The sequence below is a fragment of the Parabacteroides sp. PH5-46 genome, assembly GCF_029892785.1.
In the GTDB taxonomy this organism is placed as follows: Bacteria; Bacteroidota; Bacteroidia; order Bacteroidales; family Tannerellaceae; genus DFXE01.
This window is the reverse complement of the sequence record NZ_JARXXA010000006.1, coordinates 40684-60583: the sequence shown is the minus strand read 5'-3', so window position 1 is coordinate 60583 and position 19900 is coordinate 40684. Positions and strand designations below refer to the sequence as shown.

At 42.5% G+C, this 19900-nt stretch carries 16 protein-coding genes; 3 read left to right on the top strand and 13 right to left on the bottom strand.

Going from position 1 to position 19900, the window contains the following annotated elements; translation table 11 throughout:
• Positions 1–3: 3 nt before the first annotated feature.
• The 3 genes from M2470_RS07860 to M2470_RS07850 form a co-directional block, all read right to left on the bottom strand.
• Entirely contained in the window at positions 4–1374 is a 1371-nt protein-coding gene (locus M2470_RS07860; RefSeq protein ID WP_280744648.1) for a TolC family protein, read from the bottom strand.
• A 42-nt stretch (positions 1375–1416) separates the two neighbouring features.
• Positions 1417–2025, bottom strand: coding sequence for a TetR/AcrR family transcriptional regulator (locus M2470_RS07855; RefSeq protein WP_280744649.1), 609 nt, complete (start codon positions 2023–2025; stop codon positions 1417–1419).
• A gap of 129 nt (positions 2026–2154) precedes the next feature.
• Positions 2155–3105 carry a UDP-3-O-acyl-N-acetylglucosamine deacetylase gene (locus M2470_RS07850; RefSeq protein ID WP_280744650.1) on the bottom strand — a complete coding sequence of 317 codons (951 nt, stop codon included), beginning with the start codon at positions 3103–3105 and terminating at the stop codon, positions 2155–2157.
• A gap of 300 nt (positions 3106–3405) precedes the next feature.
• Here M2470_RS07850 and M2470_RS07845 point away from each other — a divergent pair, with 300 nt between their 5' ends.
• The 3 genes from M2470_RS07845 to M2470_RS07835 all read left to right on the top strand — a co-directional run bounded on the left by M2470_RS07845 (position 3406) and on the right by M2470_RS07835 (position 6549).
• The gene (locus M2470_RS07845; protein ID WP_280744651.1) at positions 3406–4305 is read left to right on the top strand and encodes an AraC family transcriptional regulator; all 900 of its coding nucleotides are present in this window, start codon (positions 3406–3408) and stop codon (positions 4303–4305) included.
• Between the two features lie 118 nt (positions 4306–4423).
• On the top strand, positions 4424–5764 hold the full coding sequence (locus M2470_RS07840; RefSeq protein ID WP_280744652.1) for a FimB/Mfa2 family fimbrial subunit: 1341 nt from the start codon (positions 4424–4426) through the stop codon (positions 5762–5764).
• 47 nt (positions 5765–5811) lie between these two features.
• Positions 5812–6549 carry a metal-dependent hydrolase gene (locus tag M2470_RS07835; RefSeq protein ID WP_280744653.1) on the top strand — a complete coding sequence of 246 codons (738 nt, stop codon included), beginning with the start codon at positions 5812–5814 and terminating at the stop codon, positions 6547–6549.
• A gap of 8 nt (positions 6550–6557) precedes the next feature.
• On the opposite strand, the gene M2470_RS07830 is transcribed toward M2470_RS07835, so the two are convergent.
• The 10 genes from M2470_RS07830 to M2470_RS07785 form a co-directional block, all read right to left on the bottom strand.
• On the bottom strand, positions 6558–7307 hold the full coding sequence (locus M2470_RS07830; RefSeq protein ID WP_280744654.1) for a LytTR family DNA-binding domain-containing protein: 750 nt from the start codon (positions 7305–7307) through the stop codon (positions 6558–6560).
• Between the two features lie 2 nt (positions 7308–7309).
• Positions 7310–8398 (bottom strand): histidine kinase, encoded by a 1089-nt coding sequence (locus tag M2470_RS07825; RefSeq protein WP_280744655.1) that lies wholly within the window; start codon positions 8396–8398, stop codon positions 7310–7312.
• A 17-nt stretch (positions 8399–8415) separates the two neighbouring features.
• Positions 8416–9636 carry an ABC transporter permease gene (locus tag M2470_RS07820; protein ID WP_280744656.1) on the bottom strand — a complete coding sequence of 407 codons (1221 nt, stop codon included), beginning with the start codon at positions 9634–9636 and terminating at the stop codon, positions 8416–8418.
• Between the two features lie 11 nt (positions 9637–9647).
• Positions 9648–10391: an ABC transporter ATP-binding protein gene (locus M2470_RS07815; RefSeq protein ID WP_280744657.1), complete on the bottom strand. Its 744-nt coding sequence runs from the start codon at positions 10389–10391 to the stop codon at positions 9648–9650.
• A gap of 4 nt (positions 10392–10395) precedes the next feature.
• Positions 10396–11592: an efflux RND transporter periplasmic adaptor subunit gene (locus tag M2470_RS07810; RefSeq protein WP_280744658.1), complete on the bottom strand. Its 1197-nt coding sequence runs from the start codon at positions 11590–11592 to the stop codon at positions 10396–10398.
• Between the two features lie 25 nt (positions 11593–11617).
• Positions 11618–12940 (bottom strand): TolC family protein, encoded by a 1323-nt coding sequence (locus tag M2470_RS07805; protein WP_280744659.1) that lies wholly within the window; start codon positions 12938–12940, stop codon positions 11618–11620.
• Between the two features lie 127 nt (positions 12941–13067).
• Positions 13068–13922 (bottom strand): aspartyl protease family protein, encoded by an 855-nt coding sequence (locus M2470_RS07800; RefSeq protein WP_280744660.1) that lies wholly within the window; start codon positions 13920–13922, stop codon positions 13068–13070.
• A 184-nt stretch (positions 13923–14106) separates the two neighbouring features.
• A complete protein-coding gene (locus M2470_RS07795) occupies positions 14107–15195 on the bottom strand; it encodes a glycoside hydrolase family 130 protein (RefSeq protein ID WP_280744695.1) in 1089 nt (362 codons plus the stop codon).
• A gap of 2170 nt (positions 15196–17365) precedes the next feature.
• Entirely contained in the window at positions 17366–18085 is a 720-nt protein-coding gene (locus M2470_RS07790; RefSeq protein ID WP_280744661.1) for a DUF3823 domain-containing protein, read from the bottom strand.
• Between the two features lie 43 nt (positions 18086–18128).
• Positions 18129–19892 carry a RagB/SusD family nutrient uptake outer membrane protein gene (locus M2470_RS07785; protein WP_280744662.1) on the bottom strand — a complete coding sequence of 588 codons (1764 nt, stop codon included), beginning with the start codon at positions 19890–19892 and terminating at the stop codon, positions 18129–18131.
• Positions 19893–19900: the final 8 nt, after the last annotated feature.

The window sequence follows — 19900 nt, the reverse complement described above, 5'->3', positions numbered from 1 at the left end:
TAATTAGTTGTTATATTTTCCTGTTATCTTTTCAAGATCCGACTTAGCTACCATATAGCTATAGATAGACTGGTTCAGGTTTAGCCGGGCTTGCGTAAGCCCCAGTTCGGAATCATTCATCTCAAGCTGGGTACCGGCTCCGGTGTCATAGCGTTTCCGGGATATTTCATATCCTCGTTCAGCCTGCTCCACCCCTTTCTGAGCTGCATTAAACTGTTTCATACAGGTATTCATATTGTCTAATTGTTGCTTTACCGCCAGTTGCAGATTACGTTCCGTATCATCCCGCTGCAACTGCAACTGATGGATAGAAACCTGCGTTTGCTTCACTTTATGATACCTGCTTCCTCCTGAGAAGATAGGGATAGTAAGTGATACGCCTACCGTAGAATAGGGATTCCATTTGTAATCGCCGAACTTGAAATTATTATTCATTGCCATCCAGTTGTAATTGGCCGCTAATGACAAAGTAGGCAGATAATCAAACTTCTGCATCGTTAGTGTCTTCTTTAGTTGTTGGTTTTGAATGTCTATTTGTTTTAGCGTTGTATTGTCGTTAAGGGAGGTATCCAAAGATAAATAGTCGCTATACAACAGAGGTTCGAAATCACTTAACTGTCCCATACATTCAATTTCAATATCCAGGTCCATCCCAAGTAAGGCCTTCAACTGCCATTTTGCCAACGTAAGCGAGTTTTCCGCCTGAAGCAAGTTGGGCTCTGTATTGCGTACCGTTACTTCAGCCCGGATCAAATCATACTCTGGGACTGTTCCGTGTTCGTACTTTTGTTTTATATCGACATAGTTTTCCATTGCATTATCATAGCTATTCTTAAAAACACGATAGGAGTCATTCGCCAATAAAACGGCATAGTAACTGTTTTTCACCTGATTCACCATATCTATCCTGGAAGAGCGGGCTTGTTCAACAGCCATTTCTACATCTTTTCCGGAAATAGACAGGCTTTTCCATAGCGAAGCATTCACCAAGGGCATGGATGCGTTGAAACCCAGTGTCCAGTTATTCTTCCGGCCTACTGCTATTCCGTCGCTCATGTCCATGCCTGGTATTTCTATGCCACCCAGGTCTACATCCATGTCCATATACATTACCTGCTTTTTCAGCGTTCGTAAGTAATCCCCATTAAAGTTTATCTGAGGAAACAAGGAGGCATAAGAACCTTTTTCCGCATACTTCCTCTTTTCAATTTCCTGGTCGGCGACCTTCACGGTGGGATTCTCGCTCAGAGCAATCTCCAATGCCTGATCCAGATTAAGTTCCAACTTTTGTTGCGCCATGAGAGGAGAAAATCCCCAAAGGGGCAATACAACCCACAGCAACAACAACACCTTCTTTCTCACAATTTTCTTCATCTCGTTTTCATTTTAAAAGAATAACCTAAATCCATTTATTTATTAGTGAATATTATATAATTGCTTCGATACGAACCACCGATCCAATATCTTACGCCCCTCTTCTGTACAGATACCCCGTAGAAAGGCAAACAAGATGGTTTCATAAACCTCTACATTGGAAAAATCGGCAAACGACTTGGAGGGATAATACCTCTGAATTTGTTTTCGAGCCAACTTCACAACAATTCCGAAATTGACATTACTTTCAAACACACCCTCATCAACGCCACGCTTCAGAAGTTTCAAAAGATTATCTTCAAGAGCCTTAGCCTGTATTCTTCTTTTCTCGGAGACAGTTGGGAATAGTTCCAGTTCTTCATAAAATTTGCGGCTGTACCATTTGGGACGCTTCATTATTTCGCGAAAGAAAAGAAGTATTGTATCCAACACAGTATAAGGACCTTTCTCCAATTCCTTCCATAAGTTTTTCAATTGTTCATCCTGATATGCCAGTCCATCCGACAGAAGCTCTTCTTTATCTTCAAAATGCTGGTATAATGTCCGCTTTGAGATATGCAGACTACGGGCAATATCGTTCATGCTTACCTTCTTAATCCCGTATTGAGAAAAAAGGTCTAACGCTGTTGACATAATTTGATTGCGTATCATTTAAATTTGGTTTAAAATGCATATTATTCGTTTCTTTTGAGCATAATAATCCTTTTCGACCATAAATTGGTTCAAAATAAACATCACCGATAGCAGAGTCTACCGATACATTTTAGTATGAAAAAGGACTTACACTACGTATTTCAGCACACTTTTCTTTTGTTCTTCATAGAGGTGTTTGTCGCGTATGAGCTGTGCAAAGCGTGTATTGATCGTATGCCCCGGACAATTAGCTATAACAGTACCCTTGATAAATCCACCTGTCAGAGCAAGATCACCAAGTACATCCAGTAATTTATGTCGCGCAGGTTCATTTATATACTGCAAAGGCTCATTCATTATATATCCTAAGTTGTTGGCATCCTTATGTTTCAAACCTGTTAGGCCTGCCAGTTTATTGAATTCATCCTGCGACATAGGGGTATCATATATCACTATTGCATTATCCAGATCCCCTCCTTTAATGAGGTTTTTCTCTACTAATAGCCTGATTTCTTTCACAAAAACAAATGTTCTGGCCGGAGCCGTTTCGAGCGCGAAATGAGTCAGATTAGTTAACGATGCATATTGCATATCCAGGATTTCCGAGTCGAATGCTATTTTTACCTGAATACTGAATGTATCACTGGGCAAAAGCAACAATGAAGAGCCGGTTTCCTCATCTTTCACCTGTATCCTTTTGTGATTAAAGCGAATATATTCTCTTTCTGCATTCTGGAAGCGAATCCCCGCCTCCTTTATATTCGCTACATATATCTTCGCACTACCATCCAGAATAGGAAATTCCGGACCATCAATATCTATCAGGCAATTGTCTATCTCACAGCCGTACAGGGCAGCCAAGGCATGTTCTACAGTACTAACCCGCACACCCCTGTTTGACAATGTCGTGCTCCTTTGCGTATTGACTACATTCTCCGTCAATGCTTCAATCAGCGGCTTTCCCAGTATATCCGTTCGTCTGATTTTATACCCATGGTTCTCAGGTGCCGGATGAAAGGTGATCTTCGTATATACACCTGTGTGTAAACCTTTACCTTCCAGAGAGAAACTACTCTTCAATGTTCGTTGCTTTTCCATGACTGATCTCTTTTTACGTTATTATTGTTTTCGTATTATGGTCATTTTTGAAACAAATATCATGGTAATGGGGGAAACCAATTTTGTTTAACTATGGAATCGTTTGGTTTAAAACATGAATATTGCACTTCGCCCCCTCAAAGAGCATTCCGTAATTAACATTTACTGGTTCAAATTAAATATCTATTTCGAACAAAAAGATGAAAGATAAACATCGCAAATAAGATAGATATCCGATATTTTATTATTTTTGCTTCGTCATGTATTATGTAATATAACCCTCACTTAATTCTTCCCATAATGAAAACTATATATACCGTAGGCGTTAATGAGTTTAAGAAGTTATTTACATTGTATGATAATTTTGAAGATAAGGTAATACTTATCGATTTAAGCAAATACGAAACAAATGATTATTTATTAGAAGCCCGGCTGACAACTATCCGGCTGACAACCTTAACCTGTATCCTGGTTCTGAAAGGAACCATGAAGATATACGTGGATTACCGCCCGTATGACCTTTCTTCCAACTGTTTCCTGATATTGATGCCGAGTCACACCTTGCAGATCGAAGAAGCATCATCCGACTTTCAGGCAAAAATGCTCTTACTAGATTTAGACTTTATACAGGAAAACAGGCCGGAACATATACACCCCTCTATTGCTAACCTTATGGAAATACGCAATAATCCGATTGTGGAACTTTTACAAGGGGAAACGAAACTTTTAATATCATGCATGGAGCTAATCAAAGAAAAAATACATCTGCGGGCGCATTTGTTGCAGAAGGAAGTAATTAAAAATGCACTCGTAGCATTCTCTCTTGAAATGGTCAATATCCTGATGGTAAAAAAAGAGCAATTCCATACACATACTATGAGTCGTCAGGATGAGATATTAAACAAGTTCTTAACATTATTGTTGGAGCACTGTAAGGAAGAACATGAAGTTTCTTTTTATGCCGAACAATTATTCATTACCCCCCAATACCTGAGTCTGGTATTGAAAAACGCTACAGGTAGTACGGCAAATAAACTCATAGACAAAGCTATTATGGCAGAGGCTAAAATACTTCTCCGCTCTAATGAATATTCTATTCAACAAATAGCCGATATCCTGCATTTTTCCGACCAATCTGCCTTCGGGAAATTTTTCAAACGCCATACTAATATGTCTCCTGCAGAGTATAAGAAAAAATAATTTTTGCATTTTATTTTCTTTTTATTGTTGATTTTGAATTTTAAAAGCATACATTTGCGCCATTATTATTATTTTTTGCATTTCATTTATTAACCTAACAACTTTAACTAAAAAGAAAATGAAAACAAGAACTATTTTTTGCTTTTCTACCTTATTGTTATTCGCTTCTTTGTTTGCATGTACAAATTCAGACGAGTTTACCTATCCTACTAAAGACACCAGTAGCATATTTCGGGTACTAGTTGGTAATGCAGATAGCGATAGTGAATTACCTCTCCCTATTACGGTGTACGCTTTCGATTCTGATAACAAGTGTGTAGAGAGTCAAAGTATTGCATCTGCAAATGAAAATCTTTCTTTACTGTTGGCGCCGGGGAATTATACGCTGTATGCTATTGCCGGAGCATCCGATGAAAAATACGTCTTACCTGATTTGGAAGAAGCTTCTCCGGATTCACCTATTATCTTGCAAACAGGAGACAATAAGCATGCAGAATTAGCTGCTGACTCAATACATATACTTGTCAAGAATACGCAAAATGCAGATATAAGCATGACCGTAAAGAGGATTGTTGCACAGATAACTTCTTCTATACAGAATGTACCTGAAAATGTAACGTCTGTGCAAATGAAACTAAAACCATTGGAAGAAAAAGTTCTCCTCAATGGTCAATATGGAGGAGATGGTAAAGCTGAAGTATCTTTTTCGCTGAAGAAAGTAGATGATGGACAGTGGGAAACAGATAATCCCATACTCATTCTACCAGGTTCCGAAAAGGTAAATGCCACTGTTATATTTACGAACACCGAAGGATCACGCGAATATTTATACCAAGCGCCTCTACCGATTGAAGCAAATTATAAAACTGAAATTGTCGCCACATACAAGCCTGGAGAATATGAACTGACCGGAAATATAAACAGCACAGACTGGGCTGGCGAACGTAATATCACCTTCGAATTCGGTGAAGGAGCAGATAATGAGAACAACAAAGAAGAGGGAAAAGAGGAGGAGGGTGAACACTACTCCAACGAAATGCTTGCACCGGGAGACATTTATAAAGACTGCTATGTATTAGATGTGTATAATGAAAGTGATACAAAGGCCACTTTATTAATTATGTCGCCGGGAGAAGGAGACCACATGACCCTAGCAAAGATGGAAGAAGCCCTTACAAAATATGTATATAAGGGTATTCCAAATTGGAAAATACCGGATGCTCCGGCAGCTCAATTAATTTATGACCTCTGTGTCAAAAGTCTGACGGATTTCAATAAAATCCTAACAGATGCTGCTATCAGACCTATCCAAATAAAGGGAGATTATCTTTATACCGACAACAATTCAATCCTTTACTTCAATATTGATGACCAATTAATGGAACAGATAACGTCAGAATCAAGCGGATTATATCTAGTACGTTATGTCAAAGAAATCGAGGTTTACTGGAAGTTATAGCCCTATCTTAAGAAAATGTAGCCTCCTTTTTCTATCTTTGCTATCATATGGATGTTTTTACCCATACACTATCGGGTGTAGCAGTAGGCGGATGTCTTTCGCTATACGCAGGAAGCTGGAAGGAGAAAGGGGCTACTCTTTGTCTCTCTGCATTGGGTAGCGCTTTACCCGATATAGATGCCATTAGTTTATGGTCCGGATTTGATGCTACCATCGGTCGTATCTTTAATCTTGCTCATCCGGGGAAAGATATTTATTCGGCTAAACTCTGGTATTCCCATCACGGATTCATGCACTCTTTGCTTGCTGCTTTGGCAATTGCTTTTATACTGGGGCTTATATTCAGAAAGAAATGGCTTTTGCCTCTCGGTTTTTTCTTTGGTTTCGTTATTCATCTGCTAGAGGATATGATTACTCCTGCAGGTTCTTGGGGAGGGGTCAGATTGTTCTTCCCATCGGAAACCTATATAGGAGGAACAGGTAATATCTGGTGGTGGAACAACTATGATATATTTTTGGTTATCAGCTTTGTTTCATTGATAATTCTTGCACTTCAACTCTTTCTTCGTTTTGATAGAAAAAACGTCCGCCGAATAGGAACTATCACTTTCTTTATAGGCTTTTTGATAGTTACTTTGCTAGTGGAAACACGTACTTATAACTTCAACGGAAAGCCCTATCAAACGTGCGAAGATAAGTCCAAAGAAATCCAACAGAAACGACTACCCAGGAGTCTATACAGAGCGATGGAATCCCTTGATAAGGCCCTACCCTTTTACTTCTGAGCCCAGCCCTACATCTTAGGAATCAACGAATGCAGACTAAGAAATTCATTAAACTTATCTTTATACGAATCTGAGATAGGAATATATTCTTTCCCAAACACGATACGGTTGCGATCTATCACCTTTATCTTTTCCGGCTGAACGATAAAGGAACGATGCACTCGGATGAAACGGCTGGACGGAAGTAATTCTTCCATAGACTTCATACTCATAAGCGAGAGGATAGGCCGGAGCTCATCTTCCGTATAGATTTTCACATAGTCTTTCAAACCCTCAATATAGAGTATTTTGCTTAATTCTACTTGCAAGAGCTTGTATTCGCTTTTAATGAATATCGTTTCCGGCTCTGTCTTTGCAGAAGATGCTGCTTCAGTAACGCCTTCTGAAGGACGGCGGAGCATTTCGTACCACTGCAAAGCCTTTTTGGCCGATTGCAAGAAATCGGGATAGCTGATTGGTTTCAGCAGATAGTCCAAGGCATTCACCTTGTAACTATCCAGCGCGTACTGCCCAAAAGCTGTCGTAAAAATGATACGCGTATCATTTTCTATGATGCGTGAAAACTCTAATCCACTCAACTCCGGCATTTGAATATCTAAAAACAGTAAGTCTACCGGCCGCTCTTCCAACTCGGCAAGTGCATTAATAGCGCTGTTATACATCCCTTCCAGCCTAAGGAAGGGAGTCTTCTTGACATAACTTTCCAGCAAACTGACTGCCAAGGGTTCATCGTCTATTATTGCACAGCTTAGTTCCATATTCAGCTTAGTTTCAATTCCAGTTTGCAAGTATAATGATCCTCCTCTTGTCCGTAGGTGAAGCTATACATGCCAGGGTATATCAGGTTCAGGCGCTTCCGGAGGTTGACGAGCCCAATGCCGGAGCCGCTTTTATCCTGTTCGTTTTTGGGGAAATAGCTGTTACGGATTGAACAAAACACCTCTTTGCTGTCGGCCGCTATCTCTATGTGGATAAAGGAGGGCTTGTTGTTGCTTACCCCATGCTTGAAGGCATTCTCTACAAGCGAGATAAACAACAAAGGAGCGATGGGCGTCTCCGGAGAGGTGGTTTGTATCTCGGTCTTTAATTCCACATGCTGCGGGAGGCGGATGCGCATCAACTCTACATAATCCCGTATAAAATCCAGGTCTTTCCCTACCGTAACGGTGGGCTGGCTACTCTCGTACAACATATAACGAAGCAGAGTACTTAGTTCATGCACAGCCTCCTGTGCCCGATCGGGGCTGAAAGCGATCAGACTGTAGATATTATTTAATGTATTGAACAGGAAATGGGGATTTAACTGACTTTTCAGGTTCTGCAATTCCGCTTCACTACGACTTTGCACCAATTCTTTCCGTTCGGCTTCCGTTTTATACCAGCTGCTCGTCATTCGTAAAGCAACACTTAAAGCTGCAATAAAGATATATTTCACATAATCAAACAAGGTAAAAACCAGATGGTGCTTCCAGGTAAATTCGTGTTGAGGTCCAGGGCCTCTTCCTTCGGAAGCCGGTATTTGTTCCGTTATCAGATGAGAAAGCACTATTAAAACTGTAAATAACAAAAAGTTGCTGACAACATACCAAGTCATCTGGCGGCTAAACAAAAAGCGTTTTACCAGGTATGAATAGTTGGCATAAAACACAATGATTATACCTGCAAACATGGTTACAAAACGAAGATAATCAAACCAACTCACATTGTCTGAATTTCTACCGGCAAAGAGGAAAGGGAAAAGTAAAAGAAGTCCCCAGGGAATAACGTGAATAAGCCATCCCAATCGCTTAGGAGGGCTTGTAACAGTTGTTGATATATTCTCTTCTCGCATCATATCACTCTCGTTCATACATACAAAGATATTATTTATTCAAAACGTATCGCTTCTATCGGGTCTAATTGTGCAGCCTTTTTAGCCGGATACCAGCCAAAGAACACTCCTGTTACCGTACAAACGGCAAAAGACAGGATCACGCTCCAGGGCTGTATGTAAATCGGGAAGTTTAATCCCAGGTTTACAAGCAAAGCCATACTTACGCCAAAGAGTACGCCTATTACACCTCCCGTTACACTGATCAGGATCGACTCGATAAGGAATTGCGCCAGGATATCCATGCCTTTGGCGCCGATACTCATGCGAAGCCCGATCTCACGTGTCCGCTCGGTTACTGACACATACATGATATTCATGATGCCAATACCTCCTACCAGTAAAGATATACCCGCCACCGACGCCAACAGGATCGTCAGTATATTCATCGTGGATGTCATCATCGAACTGAGCTCTTCCATCGAACGGATGGTAAAGTCGTCATCATCTGTCTCTTTCAACTTGTGGTTGCGACGCAATAGTTCTCCTATTTCGTCGATGGCTTGTGGGGTATATTCTTCCTTGATTGCCGAAGCATTAATCCCTTGTATATGGGTGATTGCCAATACGCGCTTCTGTATTGTGGTGTAGGGTGCCAGAATGATGTCATCCTGGTCCATACCCATGCTGTTATATCCTTTGCTGGTAAGTACCCCTATGATCTGGAAAGGGATTTTGTTGAAGCGGATGACTTTCCCTATGGGGTTTTCGCCGTTGGTGAACAATTCATCTACAACCGTTTTCCCCACAATGCAGACTTTAGCTGCCGAAGCAATCTCCTGCTCTGTAAACATATTCCCGTCGCTTACACTATAGCGGCGTATTTCCAGATAATCCTGATTTACTCCGTATACTGTACTGGGCTTGTTGTTGGCTCCGTAGATAAGCTGTCCGCTGCTGTTTACAGTAGGAGATACGGCTGACAGGTAGCGGGTTTCGTTTACTATGCTCTCGTAGTCAGTCAGCTTCAGCGTTTCCATTGCTGATGCACTTTGTCGCACACCACCACGTGTATCGCCTCCGGGCTGTATCATTATCATATTGGAGCCCATTTCGCTGATCTGAGACTGGATGCTCTTCTTGGAGCCCTGCCCGATAGCAAGCATCGTAATAACAGAGGCTACCCCAATGATGATCCCCAGCATCGTAAGAAAACCTCGCATCTTATTGTTCGACAAGGCCTTCAGGGCTATTTTTAATAAATTTGTTATATTCATAATTATGGGATTTAATCGTTTTCTACCGGTAGTGTGGCAAGAACTTCAGCTGCTGATTGTACGTTTTCGTTCATTGTGTCGGTTACTACGCGCCCGTCTTTCAACAGGATATTCCGGCTGCTATAATGGGCTATTTCCGGGTTGTGGGTAACGAAGATTATCGTACGGCCTTCGGCATGCAAGCGTTGAAACAATACCAGAATATCATAGCTTGTCCGGGTGTCGAGATTACCGGTTGCTTCATCGGCCAATATGACTGCCGGGTCGTTCACCAGGGCGCGGGCAATGGCTACGCGTTGCATCTGTCCGCCTGACATCTGGTTACTCTTGTGGTTCAAACGATCCCCCAAACCAACAGCTTTCAGAGATTCAACAGCTTTTCCCTTTCGGGCAGAAGCGCTGTATGAAGGATTATACATAAGCGGCAATTCTACATTCTCGATGGCAGTTGTCTTGGGCAAAAGGTTGTAGCTTTGGAATACAAACCCAATCTTCCGGTTCCGTAGTGTTGCCCGGGCATTCTTACCCATGGTACGAACGGATGTACCGTCCAGGTAGTATTCACCCTTTGTCGGTGTATCTAAGCAGCCCAGGGTATTGAGCAATGTACTCTTTCCGGAGCCGGATGTTCCCATGATGGTAACAAACTCACCTTCACAGATGGTGAAAGACACATCGCGCAAGGCATGTACCGTTTCGTCACCAACATGGAAGTCACGTGAGATATGCTCCAGCTTTATGATTTCTTTAGTCATAACCTTATTGTTTTTTCCTGTTATTATTCGGAGGCCCCGGCATAAACGGGCTTCTTTCCGCTGAACCATTTGTTACTGCCGGAGCAGCAGATGTTAATTCCAATACGATTTCCTCACCATCACTCAGTCCATCCGTTACTTCTATAACATTCAAGTTGGAAGTTCCAAGCGTAACAATCTTGGGTTGTAAAGCATTCCCTGCTTTCTGCCAAACGATCTTCTTACCGGCAGGTGCTTCCTGCATGGCGTTTTCAACTGTCAGATTCATCGATCCGAGCATTTCCTCATCCGGGATAAAACGAAGGGCTTTGCTTGGTATAGTCAGTACATTGTTCCGCTCCAGTGTATAGATGGTAACATTGGCCGTCAGACCCGGTTTTAGTTTCAGATCCGGATTGTAAGCACTGATCACTACTTCATACGTTACTACGTTAGAGGTAGTAGTAGCTTCCAGGCGTACTTGCGTAACCGTACCTTCAAAAACATCATTGGGATAGGCATCTACTGTGAACTTTACGTTTTGTCCTTCCTCTACCTGGCCTATATCTGCCTCGTCTACATCAGCAATTACACGCATCTGCGTCAGGTCATTGGCTATTGTAAATAAGGTTGGTGTACTGAAACCTGCGGCCACTGTCTGGCCTTCTTCTACCGCCCGGTTGATAACGACTCCGTCTATCGGGCTTGTGATAATGGCATATTCCAGGTTGCGACGTACTTTCGTCATATTAGACCGGCTTTGCTCGTAGGCACTCTTTGCCTTCTCGTATGTATAGGTAGCTGTTTCGTATTCCGAATCACTGATTAACTGCTTTTCATACAAAGCCTTGCTACGGGCATAATTCCGCTGCTGGTATTCATACTCAGTCTTGTTGCTTGCCAGGCTTGCTTCCTGTGAAGCCAGTTCGGCTTGCAGGTTTACTTTATCCATTTCGGCAATCAACTGCCCTTTGGTCACTACACTATTATAGTCCACATAGATCTTATCAATGATACCGGACACCTGTGTACCTACATCTACCTTAACAACAGGCTCTACCGTTCCGGTTGCCGTCACTGAATTGGAGATAGAACTACGGCTTGCCTTTGTCATTTCCAACCGCAAGGTTGATTTAGGAGTCTTGCTGGAAAACAGGAAGTAACAGCCCACTAGCAAAACTACAGCCGTTATACTGATTATCAATTTCTTATTCTTTTTCATATAGCGTAATTATTATTGTTGTTGATTAGTAATTTACATTGACGGGTTTCTTTTGATAGATGTTCAGCAACTGAATACTCATGATAGCCATGTATTTAGACTGCAACTCCTGTTGCCTGGCATTCAGGTAATTATTCTTTTCGGTAAGCAGTTCCAGGGTGTTTTTCATCCCCAGCAGGAACTGTTCCTGTGTCAGGTTAAAACTTTCCTCTACATACTTCACCCGCTCTACGGCAGACAGGTATTCGTTCTGAGACGAAGTGGCATCCAGATAAACGCCCTCTACCGTGCGAAGCAATGCTTTCTGGGCATTCAGCAATTCCAACTGACTGGTAGTAGCCGCCAAACGTGCTTTATTAACAGCTGTTTTATTATCACGATTGCTATAAATAGGAATACTGAGTGTCAGCCCGATACTCTCATTAAAGCGATCCCATACCTGGGTGCTGAAAGAGTAATCCGTACCGGAGGTATGCCCTGTACCGATACCGGCATTGAGCGAAAGCGTGGGATAATAGCCCGACTTCGCCTTTTTGATCTCCAAATCTGCCACATCAATGCTCAATTCACTGCTCTTTATCTCCGGCATCACAGCCAGCGAAGCCATGTAGATCACATCCTTTTCCGGCAGGGGGAGCATTACGTCTTCTTCCGTCAGTTCAGGGATTTCTATCTCTATTTCCTCTGCGATATCCAACTCCAATAGCTGTTTCAGCTGGAGTTTATAGTTGTCTAAGTTTGTACGTGCCACTACTAATTGGTACTTGTCTGTGCTGTACTGGCTTTCCAGTTGGGCCAGGTCTACACGCGAGATAGAACCTGCTTTGAACAGCTCCTCTGCCCGGTCGCGCTGAAACTGAGATACCTCAACCGTATTCTCGTTGATACGCACTGCTTCGTATGCATACAGTACTTGCATATAGGTCTGTACCAATGAAATCTGGATATCATTCTCACTTTGTTCAATGCTCAGGCTGTTGATCTCATCATACAACTTCTGCTGCTTGATGGTATTGCTACGCCTGTTGCCATCAAATAAGCGCCAGTTGGCATTTACACCATAACTGCCACTGTAAGTAGTATTTGTTGCTACATCATTGGATGGGTAGTTCACCACGTTTTGAGAGACAGAAGCCGACAAGGAGGGAAACATCTGCGCCTTTGCATTTTCCGTATCTTCCTGTCCCGAAAGCAGGCTTACTTTGCTTTTCTTTACCTGGATATTATGCTCCAGCGCATAGTCCAGACACTCCCGTAGCGTCCACCGTTTGGGTTGGCTTTCCTGAGCCCCTGCATATACCGGAAAAAGGAGCGTCAGCATCAATACTAATAAAGGAATTTGTCTCATATTGTTTTCATTAAATTATTGTCAATATTCTGAGACAAAACTATGTAAGAAGTCAACCTCGCGCCAAACAAGATCGTTATAAAGGGGTAAGTAATAGACCAAACCCGCTTTTTAATCGACGAAGTTTTTAGTTGAATAAGTAGATTTTCCGGTTTTGGGTGTCGATAAAGAAGTAATGAAAGTAATTAATAAAGCCAAAACCGATCCGGCGGATATCAGTATCCGTTTCGTTCTCATGTATTTTCAGAGAAGTAAAAACAAAGGAATCACCTACATTCACGTCCTGGTATTCATGCAAGGTTTTGGGTATTTTGTCTTGAAAAAGGCTGAAAGAAGAAGTAGCCTCGGAGCCAATATGCTTCTCAGCAGCAAGCTCGTTAATACGCACAATATCAGAAGGGTTCAGATCAAGCGTATGATAACTCCCAAAGTCAATCCGCACCTTCCTGAAAAGGATATCTTCAATCACTAAAGAAGTTTCGGGATGAACATTCGAACTTCTGTAACTCAGGCATAAAGCATCATCCGGAATAGATATCAGGTAATCCTTCGGGCACACCTCTACCCTATTCGCACGGGTGTCAAAAAACCAATTGGCTCGATTAATGATATTCATACCGATAATCCCCTTAAACTGATCCATATACGAAGGAAGCTCCGTTCGGGGCACATAGATAAACGAGCCATTCTCTACCGATACATCCCCTATCTCCAGCAATCGTATCTTATATATATCCTGTTTCTTACGGCTACGGTTTATATCATACACTGTTTCCGACGAAACAGGACTCCCTGCCAATAAAATAGAATCGTCAAAAACAGCCGAATACGTGGCTCCGGTATCAAACATAAAATCACCCACCGCCAAATGTTCTCCCACCCGTATCGGAGCATTCCCCCACGACACAACAGCCTTCTCAGCAGTACAACCCACCAAAAACACACTTAAAACGGTTAATAACCAACTGACCCCTCTTTTCATTGACTCACTATTTCACGCTAAAGTACGATTAAAAATGAAAAGATTAGTAAACAAATTACGAAATAGCATCGCAGGAAATTGCTGTCCGATAATTATCGGACAACAATTTTCTGCGATACAATGGCACGGATTCTGCTGAGAAAATGTAAAAACCTATAGCAATTAAATCCGGATTGAAGGCTTATTATTTTCGGTTAGGATTATATATTGCAACGCCTACTTTAGAGTCGGCGCAGCCATAGTAGAGGAACCATTTTTCTTTGAAGAAGACGAGTCCTTCTATGAAGACTGTGCCATCTACGTATTGTCCGCTTTTTTCAAAATCTTCCATTGGGCGAAAAAAGGGAATATCCAAGCGTGCCAGCGGTTTAAATGGGTCTTTTTTATCGGCCAGCACTTGTCCTGCGCTGTATGTGCCTTTGTTGAAACGGGCATCTGCGCGTTCATTCGTTGCATTTTTTCCGTTATAGAGTAACAAGATTCCTTTTTCTGTAAGGATAGCAGGAGGTCCGCATTCTGTCAGTTCACTGTCGAAGTATCCGTTACGAGGTTGGATAAGTGTTTTCAACTCGCCCTTTTCATCCAGTACGGGTGTCCAGTCCTTCAGGTCGTCGGAAGTCGCACCATAGACAGCATGTTCCCCCCAATACATGAAGTATTTGCCGTCAATCTTTGCGATATATTGTTTGCCATCTTTTATTTGAGTCAGGATACTGGCGGCTTTGTAGCTCCTATTGTTAAAACGACCATCATATGCCTTGGCAAAGACCGGCCCATGCTTTTCCCAATGTATCAGATCTGTGGATGTAGCTACGCATAGACGAGGAACTTTCCGGTTCCAGGAGGTATAGTGCATCACATAAAGCCCTTCTTCGGTGACAGCTACGCGCGGATCTTCACAGCCTCCCGGCCATTCGTATTGTTTGTTGTTATCTTCCGCCGGATAGAAGATCGGTGCGGGGGACCGGGTCATCGTGATACCGTCTTCACTCTCTGCCAATCCTACTCGCGATACCCTACTGCCAATTCCTGTTGCAGAGTTATCCTCGGCACGGTATAATACGCATATCCTATCATCTTTTACCACAGCAGCCGGATTAAAGGTGTCACTTTCTTCCCATTTCACTTCTTTCTGAGTCATCGGACAGAAAAAAGAAGAACGGGAGTCCGGCTGAATAACCGGATTTACTCCTTCCGGACGGATGAAATCACCCAAGCTCCAATCGGGCAGAGCCTCAAAGACGGATTTAATTTCTCCCGGATTAACTGTTATTCTTCGTGTTTCATTAAAGATGGTTCCAGAGATTTCGAAATCATGACCCTTTTTCTTGTATATATCGATTGATTTTCTTTTGTACCGGATATTCTTTACACCTGTCTCAGCATCGCTGTACACATTTACTAAAGAGGGATTACCTTTGGTGTACATATAGCCGTTTTTCAGCAATGTAAAGTCAATAATGGCTGCCATACCGAACAAAGAAGGTCTGACTCCATCGGCAAAAGGTGTTTCCATTCCTGCATATGTTTCGGCAAAGACGCTGGCACGTATTACATCGCGCAGATTACATTCGATCATTCCCCGTACCAAGACTTCTTTTTCACGTAGAATCAGTCCATAAATAGTGAAATCTACATCCGGATATTTAGGGGCTCTAAAACCTGCAAATGATTTGTTTGTGTCATAGTATTTATAGAACGAACCCAGCAAACCGTCCAGGTAATCGCCCTGCATTTCCGGAATATAAAGTCCGGTAGTTATCATGATTGGAACCTGACTCCGATCGGGGCGTTGGTTGGCATATTGCATCGGTAGATCCTGCGGAGTTTTCCAGAACCAGGCTTTGTACTGTTCAATGAACTGGCTGCGTTTATCCTTCCACTCAACCGCCTCTTTCTCTTTCCCGAGAACTGTGGCTATGGAGGCCATATATTCCATATCTACAATAGCAGAGATAACAAATTCTGCATCCTTTTCGTCTTCGGGAGTCGCCGAGCCATAAATCCAACGAGGCTGGGTCATCCGCCAGTTCAGATACCGTTCGAGCGCCGGATAAACCTCTCTCAGAGACTCTTTATCATCTGTCAGTTCATAAAGTACCCAGGCGCTGTGTGCTTTACGTGAAGGCAAGCTTTCCCCACCCAACATACCGTCGGCCTCAACCAGGGATAATAAACCTTTGAGGCAACTCCAGGAAATATCCGGATCAATATAAGCATATAACTGTAAACCTACAAACGACTCCCAGGCTGCAGAAAAAGGTGCTATCTTATGTCCCTCGTCCCAAAGGGAAGCCTTACCGGTAACCACTTGGTAGTAGGGATATTTTGCACCCTGAGGAGGGAGAACATTCTGTGCCAGAAAGACCCACGCTTTATAATAAGTCAGGCGCAGTTGCTCAGACGCAACTCCTTTGTCCGGCACATGGGTCAGATCAAAGTTCAGCGGATGAGGTATTTTGTGTTGCAGGTAATCGTTCCAATAGTTGATTCGTGCCGTATAGGCTTTCTCAATATAGCTTCTTCCGGAAACAGCTTTCAGTTGAGCTGCCAGTGTCTCGATCGGCTCTTCCGGTAAGGCGAAACGAATAGTGATATCCACTCGCTTTTGTGTGGGTATAGAGAGCATCCAATAGCTTGCATTTTCTGCTGTGGTAGCGTTTTCCTGTTTCAGCAGATCGTTCTCATTCGCATAATAAGATACTTTCCGGCTGTCGATTCCCTTCGTTGCAATGGCATAAGTAGCATTGGGAGCTTGGACAATAAGTATCTGGTTTTTGTCGTCTACCTTTACTTTTCCATGCACTATTCCGGAAAGAACGAACTGATCTTTCCCCGGACTAATAACCCGTGCAAGGGTGTTTTCGTCCATAAAGAAATCATATCCCTCTACTTGTGTCCCACCATTATATTCGGCATGAAAAGAAAGAGCATGGGGATACCATGCAGTGTTATACTGTACGGCCATTTCCAGTGTACCATCTTCTTTCTTTTTTCTAATCTGTAACATGTCTTTGTATTCCCGCCCGAAACGTCCTTTGGTGTCATGGCGTTCGTTTTCTATCGTCAGATAAGCGGCGTTAAGAGGTAAAAGAGGAGAGTTACTGTAAGTAGAAGCTGATAGCTCCTGGGCAGACGCTTTGAAATGATAGGGATTGATAAGGATTCTCGATCCTGGTATGCTCAGGTCTCTCCGCTGAAGTTCATCGTTTTCTTCCAGATCGGAAGACAAAGGAATCTGTCCCTGTGTATAAAATGACACGGACAAGAGTAAGGCCATAAATACTAATGTTATATGTTTCATGATATGACGTATATGAATTGACTACAAATAAACGAAATTAAAAAAATAAGGAACAGGTATAAATTTTATATTATTCCATGTCCCTTATTTTCATTTTCAAACAATAGGTCGTTTCTGAATTGAGAAGTATAGTTTATTATTATCGTACCTCAATAGACTCAATCTTTGTAAAATTACATGCATTCGATGGATTTTTGGTCTGCACCATTACACGGAAGTAATGAGTACCAGACTCTTTCAGTGTAATCGTTGTGCTTATTTCCTTACCCAGGCTACTTTCATCAAAAGGAGTGATTTGTTTACTTATGTCAGCTATATATCCGCCGGTATTGAGGAAACTAACGTATTTCGTTTTGTTGGTTACCAGTATCCATGCCTGATTGATGTCATAGGTTGGAGTACTTCCTGCCGGACGTGTAGCCGTAAAGCGAACTGTTAGTTCTTTGCCATTCAATTCATAACCAGACTGAATATGAATGAACGGTATTACCTCGAATCTCAACTCCTTACGTTCACCTTTCTTTATAGTAACAACTTGAGCTTCGGGCGTTACAAACGCACCTTCCACCGGCTGAATTTCATATTGAGAATCGCTATATCCAAAGACCCAATCCCAATTGAATTTACCATCTTTCATTCCCCAGAAATAGTCAGGCTGCACATTGTCACCCCAAGATCTCTCCGCCCACTTGATACGGAATCCGTTAGGTTGTTCCGAGTTAAATCCCTCTCCGGTGGTCTTGTCGATCACAATACCAGTAATAGAGGCATCGGGCTCGTCATAATTGTCTACATCGCATGCTGTAGTAAAAAATGCCATTGCCATTAAAAGCAAGCTATAATGAATGAACTTCTTCATATCTATATTTTTTATTCAGTGTCTGTAATTATTTATAACACAATCAATATCCGTAGTTTTGAACCAGATTTTTGTTTTTCTTGATCTCTTCTCCATCGATCTGGTTATAGTAGTATCTTTTCTGATAGATGAATTCTCCTTTTCCTATTTTCTCCACTTTGTACACCCATTGATTGGTACGGGTATCCAGCAGCGGGAAGAGGCCACGGGGCTGGAAGGAATTACGCAACACCTCATCATAGATTCTCCAGCGACGGTAGTTCCAGAATGTTTTATTCTCATACGCCATCTCGCAAGCATATTGGTTGCGCACTTCGTCGAGTGTTACTACATCTATTTCCTTTAATCCGGCACGTGTGCGGATATCATTAATGTATGGTTTTGCCTCGCCTGCTTTGCCCAGTTCTACTTTGGCCTCAGCCATCATCAACAATACTTCGCCATAACGCATAGCGATAAAAGGCTGATCGCTATCAGATTCCGTCATACTATGCAGCTTGCTGTCGTCCAGGTGTTTCTTGCGGAACATGGAAGAAGGTGTTTCTGTATCGGTTCCCATTCCATAAAGTCCCCGATATTCAGAGGAAGTCTGCTCTTGTCCGTTCGCATCGATTTCCCCGTATTTGACATCCAGATAATAACCCTGAAAGGTTTCGCCTGGAACCAATACCGTACCTAACAAGCGGGCATCTCTGCCTGCAAAGAAGTCAGCCCGTTCGTCACAAGGCTCTGTGTAACCACCAATTTGCGGAATTGCACTGCTGCCCGGACGTCCATCTAAGAACTCGTATTTTTCCACCAGGTCAACAGTCGGACAAGCCGCAGGATTATTATGTCTTCCCCAGGGTATGGAGAAATTATCCAGTGCATATACCTTGTCGGGATAAGAATAATATTTGGTAAAAATCGCTTCCTTATGACTTCCCGGATTTAAAAACATTAAACGGAAATTCTCGCTCAGGTTAGCTGCATTCATACCGCGCGCCAGTTCATATTTGCCGGAAGAGATAATCTCCTGACAAGCCGATTCGGCTGCAACGAAATAAGCGTTTGCATCCTGGGAAGGAATACCGCATACTTGTTTCCCTGTATTTGAATCTGTCAGAGTAACATCATTGTATTTCGCAATACAGGCTGCATAAAGAGCCGCTTGTGCTTTCAGGCTTAGAGCGGCGTGTTTGCCGATTCTTCCATCCGTGGATGTTTCTGTGATGCCGATCTTCAGTGCATTATCGATGTCACTCAGAATGAAGTCCCATACTTCTTTTTCGCTTGAGCGGGCAATCTCTAATGCAGGGATACTTTCGGGTCCGTTATACTCGAGTACCTCATCCACAATGGGTACACCCCCGTATCTTTTTGCCATGGCAAAGTAGTTCCATGCCCGCAACACCAAAGCTTCCGCTTCGTATTGCTTTTTCTTTTCTGCGGTTATAGCAGTTGTTTCCTGAATGTTGAGAATAAATTTGTTGATATTACGAACCGCCGTATAATCCCATCGTTTGGCTCCCATTTCTCCGTTAAAACCTTCAGTAGTAGCTACGTCCTCTCCTTTCCGGTTAAGCGCATGGCCCACTAATACTTCTAGGTTCAACCAATAGGCATTATCGTCAAATTTCTTGCTGTCATACTGTAGATCTTCGACCGGCAGTTCGATATACAATTGCGTTAGAGCTGCCATCACACCAGATTCTGAAGAGTACACCTGTTCGTCAGTAATGACGTTAGGAGGCGTAACATCCAGATAATCGCACCCTTTTAATACGGGTACCAATAAAATCAAAAGGATTGATATATATTTTTTCATGGGTAATT

Excerpts from the sequence above, each read along its gene's own strand:
- M2470_RS07860 (WP_280744648.1), bottom strand. The coding sequence starts at position 1,374 with ATGAAGAAAATTGTGAGAAAGAAGGTGTTGTTGTTGCTGTGGGTTGTA.
- M2470_RS07855 (WP_280744649.1), bottom strand. The coding sequence starts at position 2,025 with ATGATACGCAATCAAATTATGTCAACAGCGTTAGACCTTTTTTCTCAA.
- M2470_RS07850 (WP_280744650.1), bottom strand. The coding sequence starts at position 3,105 with ATGGAAAAGCAACGAACATTGAAGAGTAGTTTCTCTCTGGAAGGTAAA.
- M2470_RS07845 (WP_280744651.1), top strand. The coding sequence starts at position 3,406 with ATGAAAACTATATATACCGTAGGCGTTAATGAGTTTAAGAAGTTATTT.
- M2470_RS07840 (WP_280744652.1), top strand. The coding sequence starts at position 4,424 with ATGAAAACAAGAACTATTTTTTGCTTTTCTACCTTATTGTTATTCGCT.
- M2470_RS07835 (WP_280744653.1), top strand. The coding sequence starts at position 5,812 with ATGGATGTTTTTACCCATACACTATCGGGTGTAGCAGTAGGCGGATGT.
- M2470_RS07830 (WP_280744654.1), bottom strand. The coding sequence starts at position 7,307 with ATGGAACTAAGCTGTGCAATAATAGACGATGAACCCTTGGCAGTCAGT.
- M2470_RS07825 (WP_280744655.1), bottom strand. The coding sequence starts at position 8,398 with ATGAACGAGAGTGATATGATGCGAGAAGAGAATATATCAACAACTGTT.
- M2470_RS07820 (WP_280744656.1), bottom strand. The coding sequence starts at position 9,636 with ATGAATATAACAAATTTATTAAAAATAGCCCTGAAGGCCTTGTCGAAC.
- M2470_RS07815 (WP_280744657.1), bottom strand. The coding sequence starts at position 10,391 with ATGACTAAAGAAATCATAAAGCTGGAGCATATCTCACGTGACTTCCAT.
- M2470_RS07810 (WP_280744658.1), bottom strand. The coding sequence starts at position 11,592 with ATGAAAAAGAATAAGAAATTGATAATCAGTATAACGGCTGTAGTTTTG.
- M2470_RS07805 (WP_280744659.1), bottom strand. The coding sequence starts at position 12,940 with ATGAGACAAATTCCTTTATTAGTATTGATGCTGACGCTCCTTTTTCCG.
- M2470_RS07800 (WP_280744660.1), bottom strand. The coding sequence starts at position 13,922 with ATGAAAAGAGGGGTCAGTTGGTTATTAACCGTTTTAAGTGTGTTTTTG.
- M2470_RS07790 (WP_280744661.1), bottom strand. The coding sequence starts at position 18,085 with ATGAAGAAGTTCATTCATTATAGCTTGCTTTTAATGGCAATGGCATTT.
- M2470_RS07785 (WP_280744662.1), bottom strand. The coding sequence starts at position 19,892 with ATGAAAAAATATATATCAATCCTTTTGATTTTATTGGTACCCGTATTA.